The 12657-nt window shown below is 65.1% G+C and carries 10 protein-coding genes; 3 read left to right on the top strand and 7 right to left on the bottom strand.

Annotated elements, in window-relative coordinates; all coding sequences use genetic code 11:
• Nucleotides 1-3 precede the first annotated feature (3 nt).
• The 4 genes from alkB to ACT4OC_RS26370 all read right to left on the bottom strand — a co-directional run bounded on the left by alkB (nucleotide 4) and on the right by ACT4OC_RS26370 (nucleotide 3583).
• A complete protein-coding gene (alkB, locus tag ACT4OC_RS26385; protein ID WP_444841995.1) occupies nucleotides 4-657 on the bottom strand; it encodes a DNA oxidative demethylase AlkB in 654 nt (217 codons plus the stop codon).
• Nucleotides 658-671: 14 nt separating this feature from the next.
• Entirely contained in the window at nucleotides 672-1412 is a 741-nt protein-coding gene (locus ACT4OC_RS26380) for a 2OG-Fe(II) oxygenase (RefSeq protein WP_444841979.1), read from the bottom strand.
• Between the two features lie 145 nt (nucleotides 1413-1557).
• Entirely contained in the window at nucleotides 1558-2244 is a 687-nt protein-coding gene (locus ACT4OC_RS26375; RefSeq protein WP_444841978.1) for a DUF2848 domain-containing protein, read from the bottom strand.
• On the bottom strand, nucleotides 2237-3583 hold the full coding sequence (locus ACT4OC_RS26370; protein WP_444841977.1) for an amidase: 1347 nt from the start codon (nucleotides 3581-3583) through the stop codon (nucleotides 2237-2239). Before ACT4OC_RS26370 ends, ACT4OC_RS26375 begins: the two co-directional genes overlap by 8 nt.
• Nucleotides 3584-3789: 206 nt before the next feature.
• Between ACT4OC_RS26370 and ACT4OC_RS26365 the strand changes: the two genes are divergently transcribed.
• The 3 genes from ACT4OC_RS26365 (at nucleotide 3790) to ACT4OC_RS26355 (ending at nucleotide 6390) form a co-directional block, all read left to right on the top strand.
• A complete protein-coding gene (locus ACT4OC_RS26365) occupies nucleotides 3790-4203 on the top strand; it encodes a Zn-ribbon domain-containing OB-fold protein (RefSeq protein WP_444841976.1) in 414 nt (137 codons plus the stop codon).
• A 6-nt stretch (nucleotides 4204-4209) separates the two neighbouring features.
• Nucleotides 4210-5349: a thiolase C-terminal domain-containing protein gene (locus tag ACT4OC_RS26360; protein ID WP_444841975.1), complete on the top strand. Its 1140-nt coding sequence runs from the start codon at nucleotides 4210-4212 to the stop codon at nucleotides 5347-5349.
• A 126-nt stretch (nucleotides 5350-5475) separates the two neighbouring features.
• Nucleotides 5476-6390, top strand: a complete 915-nt coding sequence (locus tag ACT4OC_RS26355) for an SDR family oxidoreductase (protein ID WP_444841974.1) — start codon at nucleotides 5476-5478, stop codon at nucleotides 6388-6390.
• Nucleotides 6391-6458: 68 nt separating this feature from the next.
• On the opposite strand, the gene ppc is transcribed toward ACT4OC_RS26355, so the two are convergent.
• The 3 genes from ppc to ACT4OC_RS26340 form a co-directional block, all read right to left on the bottom strand.
• Nucleotides 6459-9257: a phosphoenolpyruvate carboxylase gene (gene ppc, locus ACT4OC_RS26350; protein ID WP_444841973.1), complete on the bottom strand. Its 2799-nt coding sequence runs from the start codon at nucleotides 9255-9257 to the stop codon at nucleotides 6459-6461.
• Nucleotides 9258-10109: 852 nt separating this feature from the next.
• Nucleotides 10110-11654, bottom strand: a complete 1545-nt coding sequence (locus ACT4OC_RS26345; protein WP_444841972.1) for an acyl-CoA synthetase — start codon at nucleotides 11652-11654, stop codon at nucleotides 10110-10112.
• Between the two features lie 156 nt (nucleotides 11655-11810).
• A complete protein-coding gene (locus ACT4OC_RS26340; protein WP_444841971.1) occupies nucleotides 11811-12623 on the bottom strand; it encodes a crotonase/enoyl-CoA hydratase family protein in 813 nt (270 codons plus the stop codon).
• Nucleotides 12624-12657: the final 34 nt, after the last annotated feature.

Genomic DNA, 12657 nt, shown 5'->3' with positions numbered 1-12657 from the left:
GCGTCAGCGTGCTTTCCGAAAGGTCAGGTTGATGCGCTTTGGGCCGAGAGCCGGGTGCTCGCCCTCGGCGAGCGGTGCAACGCCGTGGAAGAACAGCCGCGACGGCCCGCCCCAGACCACGACATCGCCATGCTCCAGCCGGTAGCGCTGCGGCTTGTCGCTGCGTTTCGCACCACCGAACAGGAAGATCGCCGGCAGCCCCAGCGACACCGAGACGATGGGCGCGGAAAAATCCTTCTCGTCGCGGTCCTGATGCAGCGACATTCGTGCGCCGGGCTCATAGCGGTTGATCAGGCAGGCGTCGGGCGAAAAGCCGGCGAAGCCCGCCTCGCGCGCCGCGCTTTCCGCCAGTTCGCAAAACGCCGCCGGCATCGCCGGCCACGCCCTCCCGGACTCGGGATCGGCGGCGTCGTAGCGATAGCCGCTCCGGTCAGTCACCCAACCCGCCTCCCCGCAATTGGTCATCGCCACCGACATCTGGTGGCCGCCAGGCGTGAACATGCGGCGGAATGGCGCCTGGCTTTCGATGCCGCGCAAGGCCGCAAGCAGCCCGGCTTCGACCCGCCGCGCAAACCCACGCAACAGGACAGCCCCCTCCGCCATCGCTTCGCGCGACGGAAGGACATCGACAACGCTCTCGAACAGATCCGCGGTCAAAGCTTGCACGCACCTCACTTCGCATCGTGGAAGATGACGCCGACGGTGTGGCGATGGCCGGAGCGAACCCGGCTGACGCCATGGCGCAGGTTCACGCGGTAGCTGCCGCGCGTCCCCTGCACGGGTCGGTGATGCACAGCAAACGCCACGGCATCGCCCTGCCCTAGCGGCACCACCTCGGCGCGCGACTGCATGCGCGGGCGTTGCTCGGTCAGCACGAATTCGCCGCCGGAAAAATCTCGCCCGGGCTCCGACAGCAGGATCGCGACCTGCAGCGGGAAGACGTGCTCGCCATAGAGGTCCTGATGCAGACAATTGTAGTCGCCGGCTTCGTATTGCAGCAGCAGCGGCGTTGGCCGCGTCTGTCCGGCCTCGTGGCAGCGCTTGAGGAATGCGGCATGGGAGGCGGGATAGCGGATATCGATTCCCATCGTCCCGTTCCAGCTGTTGGCGATCCCCACAAGCCGCGCATAGAGCGCCGGGCGCAGTTCCGCGATCAGGTCGGGCAGCGGATAGGCGAAATACTTGTATTCGCCGCGGCCAAAGCCGTGCCGGCCCATGACGATGCGGCTGCGAAAATGACTGTCGTCGGGATACATCGCGGCGAGTGCGCGGCATTCGTCCGGCGTGAGCAGGCCGCGCAGCACGGCACAGCCCTGCGCGTCGAGCTCGGCCGTCGCTTGCGTCCAGTCGATGGCCTCGACGCGTGCGACGATATCGGAAGCGGATTGGAGGTTTCTGGCGGTTGCTTTCATCACCCAGACTCTTGCAGACGCTCCCTGTTCCCGCCACCCGATTTCCGTCAAAGTTCGTCATTGCGAGGAGCGAAGCGACGAAGCAATCCAGCTTTCTCCTCAAGACGAAGGAAGCTGGATTGCTTCGCTTCGCTCGCAATGACGCTCACCCCCGCACTGGCAGCACGATCACGTCATAGGCGTGGGTGAGCTTGCGGTTCAGCACGGGGTCTTCCAGCTCGTATTCGAAACGGACGGAGGGGCGAATGCCGCCCTTGGCGGCGAAGGTGCCGCCGAACATGGCACAGCCGTCGGGCAGGCCCGACTTGCCGAAACCGCGGTCGATCAGGTCCTGCACAGGCAGCATCGCGTCCAGCGTGCCCTCCTGGTAGAGCGTGCGTTCGCCGTCGAACCACGCCCACGCGCGCAGGATCAATCGGTCCCAGTGGCCGATGACGTCGTCGAGCTCCCACAGCACCGGCGACATCGGCTTGTCGCACATCTGCTTCGACACGGTGACGCTGTAGCTCTCGACCTTGCGGTCGGTGTGATCGGAGCCGAGGCCGACGAAGATGCGGCCCTGCCAGCCGATCAGCACGAACTCGACCTCGCCCGAGGAATCGCTGCCGCAGACTTCGATGACGTCAGCCGTGGTCAACCGCCGCGCCGAGCAGCGGTAGTAGATCGGCGTCGTCGCCGGCCGGGCGATGCCGATCGCCTCGAGCTCGGCGATATGCTTGTCGCGCGCTACCGGATCGCGGCCGGTCCAGCCGGCGATGACGGCCTGGTCGATCGACATGGTAAGCGGCGTCGGCATGCCCCGGTCGAGCACGTTGAAGGTCAGGTCATACACGGATCACACCCTCCATCGCGGCGGCAAGCTCGAAGACACGACGATCGGACCCGCCGGCGGCGGCGACCATGAAGCCGACCGGCACCTCACCCTCGCGATGCGCCGGCAGCGAGATGGCGCAACCGTCGATCATGTTGATCAGGGTGCAGTTGCGCAAGCTGCGCAGGTTCGCGGTAGCGAATGCCTTGTCGTCCGCGAGGTCGGCAATGCGCGGCGGCGTGTTCGCCGTCGTCGGCATCACCAGGGCATCATAAGGCGCAAGGCGCACGGCGATACGCGCGATCAGCGATCGGCGTGCAGTGAGCAGGTCGATGTAATCGGCGGCAGTAATGGCCTCGCCGCGCATGATGCGGACGTAGACGCGGGGATCGTAGATATTGCCCTTGCTGGCGATCAAATAGCGGTGCCAGGCATAGCTCTCGGCGGCGGCAAAGCCGCCTTTGGTGTTCATCGCGCCGACATCGAGAAACTCCGGTACCTCGATGCGCTCGACCAGCGCGCCGGCCTTTGAAAGCGTCTGCAGCACGCGATCGAAAGTTCTCGCCACGTCGTCGTCAAGCTCGTCGAGCGCCATCGTGGTCGGCACCGCGAGCCGCATACCCTTGAGCGGCCGCAGCTGGATGGGCGAAACCGGTTCACCGGCCAGCACCGCATCGAGCGTAGCGCAGCAGGCGACCGAATTGGCGAGCGGCCCAAAACTGTCGAGCGACGATGAGAGCGGCACGCCGCCATCGAGCGGCACGCGACGCTGCGTCGGCTTGTAGCCGACGATGCCGTTATAGGCCGCCGGAATCCGGCAGGAGCCCCCGGTGTCGGTGCCGAGCGCGCCAAAGGCCATGCCGTCGGCGATCGAGACCGCCCCGCCCGAGGACGAGCCGCCGGGAACGTGGCCGACGCTGCGCTGCCAGGTGCTCCTGGGCGTGCCGTAATGCGGATTGATGCCGATGCCGGAATAGGCGAACTCGGTCATGTTGGTGCGGCCGATCACGACGAAGCCCGCCGCGCGCAGCCGCGCCACCACCGGCGCATCGGCTTCGGCCGGCGGCGAATCCTCCAGCGCGCGCGAGCCGGCGCGCGTCACCTGACCCTTGATGTCGAAGAGATCCTTGATCGAGACGGGAATGCCGGCATAGCGCGACGGCGCGGCGTTGGCCTTGCGCAGGCGGTCCATCGCATCGGCCGCCTCCAGCGCCGCGTCCTTGTCGACGTGAATGAAGGCGCGCTGCCCCTCGCCTGCGGGATCGGCAATCCGGGCAAGACACTCCTCGACCAGTTTTCGCGCCGAGGTGTGTCCCGTCGCGAGATCGTCGGCCAGCGCGGCAAGCATCCTGTTCGGCATTGTTATCGTCCCCTCCCACTCCGGCGATTTTTCGTGCAGCGAAATGGCGCGCACACTACGCGGCGAGGCAGTGGCATACAAGTTCTCAGGCTTCCGGCATAAGGCCATGCGCGGGCGCCGGTGGACCGTTGACGAGGAATGGTCGATTGTCGCATCAAGACCGCAACAAACGGGCCTTTACCCGACCCCAGGGAGGACTTGCCGAAATGGCCGAGCCTGCGCGCGCCAAACCGAAACCGACGCCGGAAACCCAGCATTTCTGGGACGGCACCAAGGCCGGCGAGTTGCGCCTGCAGCGTTGCGACGCCTGTTCGAACGTCTACTTCCCTCCGCGGCCGTTCTGTCCGTCCTGCGCCTCGCGCAAGGTCACCGCGTTCAAGGCCAGCGGCAAGGGCAAGCTTTACAGCTACGTCATCAATCACCGCCCGGCCGCGCCCGGCTTCACCCCGCCCTATGCGATTGCCGTCGTCGAGCTCGACGAAGGCCCGCGCATGATGAGCAACATCGTCGACTGCCCGCAGACGCCGGAAGCGCTCGAGCTGGACATGAGGTTGGAAGTCGCGTTCGAAAAGCTCGACGACAAGATCACCCTTCCCATGTTCCGTCCGGCGAAGAGGTAAGCAGCCATGCGCAGGAATTCTGTTGCCGTCGTCGGCGCGGCCGAGACCACCGAGCTCGGCGTCATCCCCAACATGTCGCAGATCCAGCTCCATGCCGATGCGGCGCTGAATGCGATCGCCGATGCCGGGCTGAAGCTCTCCGACATCGACGGCTTTGCCACCGCGGTCGAAAGCCCGCAGCAGGTCTGCCACTATCTCGGCATCAAGCCGACCTGGGTCGACGGCACCTCGGTCGGCGGCTGCTCCTTCATGCTGCATGTCCGCCACGCCGCGGCTGCGATCGAGGCCGGCCTCTGCAAGACCGTGCTGATCACGCATGCCGAGAGCGGCAAGTCGATGATCGGCAAGCTGCCGCGCTCGATCCCCGCCGACAGCCTGCAAGGCCAGTTCGAGGCGCCGTTCGGCGTCTACGGTCCGCCGAGCATGTTCCCGATCCCGGTGCTGCGCTTCATGAAGACATGGGGCATCACCCATGAGCAACTTGCCATGGTCGCCGTCGTGCAGCGAGAGTGGGCCGCGAAGAATCCGCGCGCCATGATGAAGGACCCGATCACGGTCGCCGATGTCTTGAACTCGCGGATGATCGCCTATCCCTTCCGCCTGCTGCAATGCTGCCTCGTCACCGACGGCGGCGGCGCGCTGATCCTCACTTCCGCAGACCGCGCCAAGGACTTTCCGCGCAAGCCCGTCTACATCCTCGGCACCGGCGAGAGCGTGGAAACGCCGATGGTCAGCCAGATGGAAACCTTCAATTCCTCGCGCGCCTTCAAGGTCGCAGGCCCCCTCGCCTTCAAGGAGGCCGGCATCGCCCACAAGGACGTCGATCACCTGATGATCTACGACGCCTTTGCGCACCTGCCGCTCTACGGTCTCGGCGATCTCGGCTTCATGCCGTACGAGGAAACCGGCAAGTTCATCGCCGACGGCAACACGCGGCCGGGCGGCAAGCTGCCGCTCAACACCAATGGCGGCGGCCTTTCCTACATGCACTCCGGCATGTACGGCATGTACGCGCTGCAGGAGAGCGTGCGGCAGATGCGCGGCATTGCGGCGGCGCAGGTCAAGGACGCGAAGATTTCGGTCTGCCACGGCGTCGGCGGCATGTTCGCCGCGTCCGGCACGATCATTTTTGCGAACGAGAAGTAGCCAGCCCGTCATTCCGGGATGGTCCGAAGGACCAGACCCGGAATCTCGAGATTCTCTGGTGCGCAATTGCGCACCAAAGTTCGCGCTATGCGCGCCCCGGAATGACGGATCCAACAGGAGAACCCAATGGCAAGATCGCTGCAAGACAAGGTCATCATCGTCACCGGCGCAGGCCGCGGCATCGGGCGCGAGATTGCGCTCTTGTGCGCCGCCGAGGGCGCCAAGGTCGTGGTCAACGATCCCGGAGGCGCCGCCGACGGCGCCGGCAACTCGGCCGCGCCGGCCGAGGAGGTGGTCGAGGAAATCAAGAAGCGCGGCGGCATTGCCGTTCCCAACTTCGAGTCGGTGGCGGAAGCGATCCCCGCCAGCAAGATCGTCAAGACCGCGACCGATCATTTCGGCCGCCTCGACGGCGTCGTCAACAATGCCGGCATCCTGCGCGACATGATCTTCCACAAGATGAGCGTGGAAGCCTTCGAGGCCGTCATCAAGGTGCACCTGATGGGCTCGTTCTACGTCAGCCACGCCGCGGCGCGCATCTTCCGCGAGCAGGAGAGCGGCTCCTTCGTGCACTTCACCTCGACCTCCGGCCTGATCGGCAACTTCGGCCAAGCCAATTACGCCGCCGCCAAGCTCGGCATCGTCGGCCTGTCGAAGTCGATCGCGCTCGACATGGGCCGCTTCAACGTGCGCTCCAACTGCGTCTCGCCGTTCGCCTGGACCCGCATGATCGGCACCATCCCGACCGAGACGGAGGCCCAGAAGGCCCGGGTCGAGAAGATCAAGCAGATGGGCCCAGAAAAGATCGCGCCGGTCTGCGCCTATCTGATGTCCGGCGCCGCCAAGGACGTCACCGGGCAGATCTTCGGCGTGCGCATGAACGAGATCTTCCTGTTCAGCCAGAACCGCCCGCTGCGCTCGGTGCACCGTAGCGAAGGCTGGACGCCGCAGACCATTGCCGAGCACGGCATGCCGGCGCTCAAGGATTCCTTCTACAAGCTGGACCGCTCGGCCGATATTTTCCCGTGGGATCCGATCTAAGCTGGCGAATAGGGAGTAGCGAATGGCGAATGGGGATTTCATTCGCTATTCGCCACTCGCCATTCGCCTTAACCCGTATTCCGCAGGCCCGCCGAAATGCCATTGATCGTGATCTGAATGCCGCGCAGCACCTGCTCGTCCGGGTTCTGCGCGCGGTGCTCCTTCAGAAGCTCGACCTGCACATGGTTGAGCGGATCGAGATAGGGAAAACGCTGGCGGACCGAGCGCTCGAGCAGCGGGTTGCCCTGCAGCAGGCGATCCTGCCCCATGATCTTCAGCAACAGATCGATGCAGGCGTGCCATTCGGCCTTGATGCGGCCGAAAATCTTCTCGCGCAGCTCGACCTCGGGCACTAACTCGGCATAGCGCGAGGCGATCGCGATCGAGCTCTTGGCCAGCACCATGTCCATGTTCGACAGCAGCATGCGGAAGAACGGCCATTCGCGATAGAGCTCCTGCAGGAAGGCCATGCCCTTGTCGGGATTCTTCGCGATCCAGCTCTCGACGGCGCTGGCAAAGCCGTACCAGCCCGGCAGCATCAGCCGGCATTGCGCCCAGGAAAACACCCAGGGAATCGCCCGCAGGTCTTCGATCTCGCGGGTCTTCTTGCGCGAAGCCGGACGGCTGCCGATGTTGAGCGTCGCGATCTCGTTGATGACGGTGGACGCCCAGAAATAATCGGCGAACCCCTCGGTCTCGTAGACCAGCCCGCGATAGGCCTTGAAGGCGAGATCGGACAATTCGTCCATCGCCTGGAGATATTCCGAGCGCGGCGCGCTTCTCTTCGGCTGCAACAGGCTCGCTTCCAGGGTGGCGGCGGCGAGGATCTCCAGATTGTTGCGGCCGACCTCGGCGTTGGAGTATTTGCTGGAGATGATCTCGCCCTGTTCGGTGATCCTGATCTGGCCGTTCACGGCGCCGCCGGGCTGGGCGATGATGGCGTCGTAGCTCGGCCCGCCGCCGCGGCCGACCGAGCCGCCGCGGCCGTGGAACAGGCGCAGCCGGACGTGGTGACGTTCGAACACCTCGACGAGACCGATCTCGGCCTTGTAGAGTTCCCAGCCCGATGTGACGAAGCCACCGTCCTTGTTGCTGTCGGAATAGCCGAGCATGACCTCATGCAGTGCGCCGCGGCTGTCCACCAGCTTGCGGTAATCGTGCAGCGACAGCATGCGGTCCATGATGCCACTGGAGGCCTGCAGATCCTCGATGGTCTCGAACAGGGGCACGATATTGATCGCGCTGCGGCCGGAAGGGTGGATGAGCCCCCCTTCCTTCAGCAGCAGCGCCACTTCCAGCATGTCGGACACGCCCTTGCACATCGAGATGATGCACTGGGGGATCGCGGCAGCGCCGTAGAGAGAATGGGCTTCGGCTGCCGCATGGAACACCGCGAGCTCGCCGGCGGTCTCCTCGCTGTATTTCACGAAGTTCGAGGTCAGCGGACGCGCATTGCTCAATTCCTTCGACAGCAGCGCGACCCTCGCCTCCTCGTTCAGCGCCATATAGGACATGCCCGGCATCGCCGCGTCGATCAGCTCGGCAACCGTTCGCTCGTGCACGGCGGAGTTTTGCCTGATGTCGAGCCTCGCGAGATGGAAGCCGAAGCAATCCACCGCGCGGCGCAACTGGCGCAGCCGGCCGCGCGCGATCACGCCGGCATTGTTCGAGAATAGCGAGCGGTAGAGAACGTCGAGATCGGTCTTGAATTCGGCCGTATCGGCGTATGGCGCCGCCGCGCCGACTGCAGGACGCGTCGTTTCCACGCCCAGCCGCGCGGCGGTTGCGGCGAGCCGCGCAAAGATGCCCGACACCGCCAGGCGATAGGGTTCGCCGCTGCGATGCGGCGACTTGTCCGGCGAACGCTCGGCCAGCGCGCGCAGATCCTTGGAAATGTCGGTGAGGTGCGCGGCCATCGACAGCTCCGAGCCGAGAACGTGCAGCTCCTCCAGATAGAAGCGCAATATCCGGCTGGCATGCAGCTTCAGCGTTCCGCGCATGACCTCGGCAGTGACGAACGGGTTGCCGTCGCGGTCGCCGCCGATCCAGCTGCCCATCTTGAGGAACGAAGCCAGTTCACCCCGCGCCGCGCCCTCGCCCTCGTTCAGCTTGTCTTCCAGCGCGCAATGCAGCCGCGGCACCTCGCGCAGGAAGGTGTAGTCGTAGAAGGAAAGGCCGTTGGCGACCTCGTCGAGTACCGTCAGCTTTGTCCGGCGCAAGAGATTGGTCTTCCACAGCGTCAGCACGCCCCGGCGCAGCTGTTCGTCCTCGGCTGCGGCCTCCTCCGGGGTCAGTTGCACCCGCTCGCGCCGGTCGAGCAGCGCCGCGATCTCCATCTCGCGATCCATGGTGCTCTTGCGGCGGACTTCGGTCGGATGCGCCGTCAGCACCGGGCTGACCTCTGCGGTCTCGAAGAAGCGGCGAAGATCGGCGGAGCCGATGCCGGCGGCGCGCGCATGCGCCAGTGTCTGGACCAGGACGCTCGCGCGCGGCGTCCCGCCCGGACCGGTCGGCGAGCGCATCTGGCGGATGTTGTTCTGGTCCTCGGCGATGTTGGCAAGGTGCGAGAAATAGCTGAAGGCGCGGACGATCCGCACGGTCTGGCTGATCGACATGCTGTCGAGGATCAGCTCCAGCTCGCGCCGGGCCGGCTTGTCGTCGTCGCGATGGAACCTGATCGATGTCTGGCGAATGCGCTCGACGAGGTCGAAGACGTCGGCGCCCTCCTGGTCGCGCACGGTGTCGCCGAGGATGCGCCCGAGCAGACGGATGTCGTTGCGCAGGCGGACGTCTTCCTCCAGCGCTTGCGCCTCTTCGGCGCGCCTGGTGCGGATCTCCGTGTCGGTAGGCATGGTCTGGGGTGACATTGGGCTGGCTACTCCAGAGGCTGCCCGGCTCATCCGGGAGTGTGCAAGTTTTTTGATGCAGTGCAAGACGAAGATGGAGGCGCGAAGCTAGCCACACTCAAAGTCGTCATCCCCGCGAATGCGGGGATCCAGTGCCGCGGCCTGTCGGTTTCATCGCTGGCGTCTCTGGAATACTGGGTCGCCCGGTCCCGTCTCCGCCAAGGCTACGCCGGGCCACAATCTCACTCGGCCGCCGAAGCCTTCGCGAAGGCGGCAAGCCGGGCGATGACAGCGGAACAAGCGACTACGTTCCCGCAGCTCGATTTCGCCCGGGTCTTGCATATTCGTTTGCTCCCTCTTGAATAGAGGGCGCGGAGAAGGTCGGGCGCCGGCTGCGCCCGCAGCACCGCGTGCAGGGGGTAGTGAAAGAACGCACACGGATTTGACAGGTACAGCCAGGACATCCCGACCTTCCCCGCGCAATGGTTTGGCGGCTTATACGTACTCTCCCCGGGGAGCGGCCTTTCTTGCCCCCGTAGCCGACGGAAGAGTCCGCCGACGTAGCGCCAGGGTCGCGGCGCCAGGACCACACGATTTCACCGTCCGCCGCTGCGTTTCGCCCGGTGCAAGCACCTGACACAGCAAGCGGCCCATCGCAACCCGCACCACGTTTCGTGACGATCGCGAAACGTCCCTCACGGTGGCACGGGCTGAGGGGGAAGATAGTTCCGATTTGCGTAATAGTCAAGAGGAATTCGGAAAAATCGTAGGGTGAGCAAAGCGCAGCGTGCCCACCCTCAGGCGTACGGAACTTGAAGGTGGGCACGGCGCTTCCGCGCCTTTGCCCACCCTACGATTCCTGCGACAGCTGGACTAAATCCTCCGCCCTGCCCGCTCCCAATAGGGATCGCGCAGGCGACGCTTGAAGATTTTTCCGGAATCCTCGCGCGGCAGATTGGCCGATATCTCGATGTGTTTCGGCACCTTGTAGTCGGCGAGCGAGGTCTTCAGCCTCGCGCGGATGCCGGCGGCGTCGAGCGCCGCGCCTGCTATCGGCTCCACCACGGCCATCAACGCCTCGCCGAATTCGGCGTCGGGGATACCAAACACGGCGCAATCGTGCACGCCGGGCAACGCATGCAGCACGGCCTCGATCTCGGCGGGATAGATGTTGACCCCGCCGGAAATCACCATGTCGCGCTTGCGGTCGCAGATGAAGACGTAGCCGTCCTCGTCGATGTAGCCGACGTCGCCGGAGGTGATGAAGCCCTCGCGGTCGATCTCGCCGCGCTTCTCCGGCTTGTTGTGATAGGTGAAGTCGGGATTTCCTGCGATGCGCGAATAGATCTCGCCGATCTGGCCGGGCGGCAATTCGCTTCCGTCCTCGCCGATGAAGCGCAGCTCCGCGCCGGGCGAGATTTTTCCGACGGTGCCGGGCTTCTTCAGCGCGTCCTCCGAGGTGGCGAAGGTCACTGCACCCGATTCGGTGGAGCCGTAGAACTCGTAGATCACCGGGCCCCACCAGTCGATCATGGCGCGCTTGACGTCGGCCGGGCATGGCGCCGCGGCATGGATGATGTGGCGCAGCGAGGACATGTCGTACTTCCTGCGCACCTCTTCCGGCAGCTTCATCAGGCGGATGAACATGGTCGGCACCATGAAGATGGTGTCGATCTTCTGCCCCTCGATCAGCCGCAGAAACTCCTCGGCATCGAAGCGCGGCATCAGCACCAGCACGCCGCCGAGACGGCCGGCGCGGAGGCCAAAGGAATTCGGCGCGGAGTGATAGAGCGGCCCGGGCAGGATGGCGCGGGCATTGGGCTTCAGCCCGTAGATCAGCGCGCGCATGCGTTCGGCGTTGGCGGTCTGCTCCGGCGTCGGCGCATTTCGGCGTACACCCTTGGGATGGCCTGTGGTGCCCGAGGTGTAGATCATGTTGGCGGGCTGCGGCACCGCCGGGCCGTCATAGCGGGGAAAGCCTATCAGCCAGGATTCGAAATCGATCGCGAAATCGGGCATCGGCAGGTGATCGGGATCGACCTTGTAGTTGGCGAGAATCTCCGGCGGCGTCGGCAGCGCGAGCACGGTGACGCCTTCCGGGATCGCCTCGCGCAATTGATGCAGCATGTCGGCATGCGCGATCAGCACGCGCGTGCCGGAGTCGTTGAGGACGTAATTGATCTCTTCCGGCTTGAAGTGCCAGTTGATCGGCACGCCGTAGGCCCCGAGCCGCATCGCCGCGTACGCGGCTTCGATGAAGGCGATGTCGTTGCGCATGAGCATGCAGACGCTGTCGCCCTGGGTGACGCCGAGCGACTTCAGGCCGGAGGCGACGCGCCCGGCGCGTTCGGCGACCTCGTCGTGGTTGCGCCGGCGGTTGCCGCTGATAATGCCGTGGAAGAGGGAGCTATCGGTCATTTGCTTGTTCGTTATTTGGGCACAGTGTTGGTTCTCGTCATCACCGGGCTTGTCCCGGTGATCCACGTCTTCCTTCTGTTGCCGTCAAGCAAGACGTGGATGGCCGGGACATCTAGCGCGAAGACGCGCTTCGCGCTTTTGCCCGGCCATGACGGCTCAAACCTCCGCAAACCGCGGCGCGCGCTTTTCCATGTTGGCGCGGACGGCTTCAGTCTGGTTGGGGCTGCCGATCAGCTTCTGCTGCTCGACCGATTCCGCCAGCAACGCCGGGCCGGGATCGACGGAGAGGTTGTTCATCATGCGCTTGGCGGCACGGATGGCGTGCGGGTTCTTGGCCGCGATGTCGCGCGCCATTTCCAGCGCGGCCGCGCGCGGGTCGTCCACGATACGGGTGGCGAGGCCGTAGGCGAGCGCCTCCTGCGCGGAGAAGATGCGTCCCGTGTAGGTCAGCTCGCGCAGGATGTCGTCGCGGACGAGGCTCGCCAGGATCGGCGTGCCCGCCATGTCCGGCACCAGGCCCCATTTGATCTCCATGATCGACATCCGCGCATCCGGCGCCATCAGGCGGATGTCGGCGCCGAGCGCGAGCTGGAAACCGCCGCCGAAGGCGACGCCCTGGATGGCGGCGATCACCGGCACCGGCAATTGGCGCCAGCCCCATACCGCCTGCTGCGGGAAATTGGCTTGGCCGTGGGTCCGCTTGGTGAGGTCGCGGCTTTCGCCACCAGCTACTCCGTTACCGCCCTTGTCCTTCATGGCCGCGAAACGGCCCATGTCGAGGCCGGCGCAGAAGGCGCGCCCTTCCCCGGACAATACTACCACCCGGATTGCATTTTCCTTTGAAAGGCGGTCGGTTGCGGCCACCAGCGCCTCGAACATCGCCTGATCCAGCGCGTTCATCTTGTCCGCGCGCACCAGCCGGACGTCGGCGATACCGTCCGCGATCGATATCGAGACGCGATCTTCCATGAGCAAATCTCCTCACCTGAATTTCTTGTTGCGG

Origin of the sequence: Bradyrhizobium sp. (assembly GCF_052389815.1) — a bacterium.
Taxonomy (GTDB): domain Bacteria; phylum Pseudomonadota; class Alphaproteobacteria; order Rhizobiales; family Xanthobacteraceae; genus Bradyrhizobium.
The sequence above is the reverse complement of the archived record's forward strand: the minus strand, read 5'-3'. Positions and strand labels throughout refer to the sequence as shown.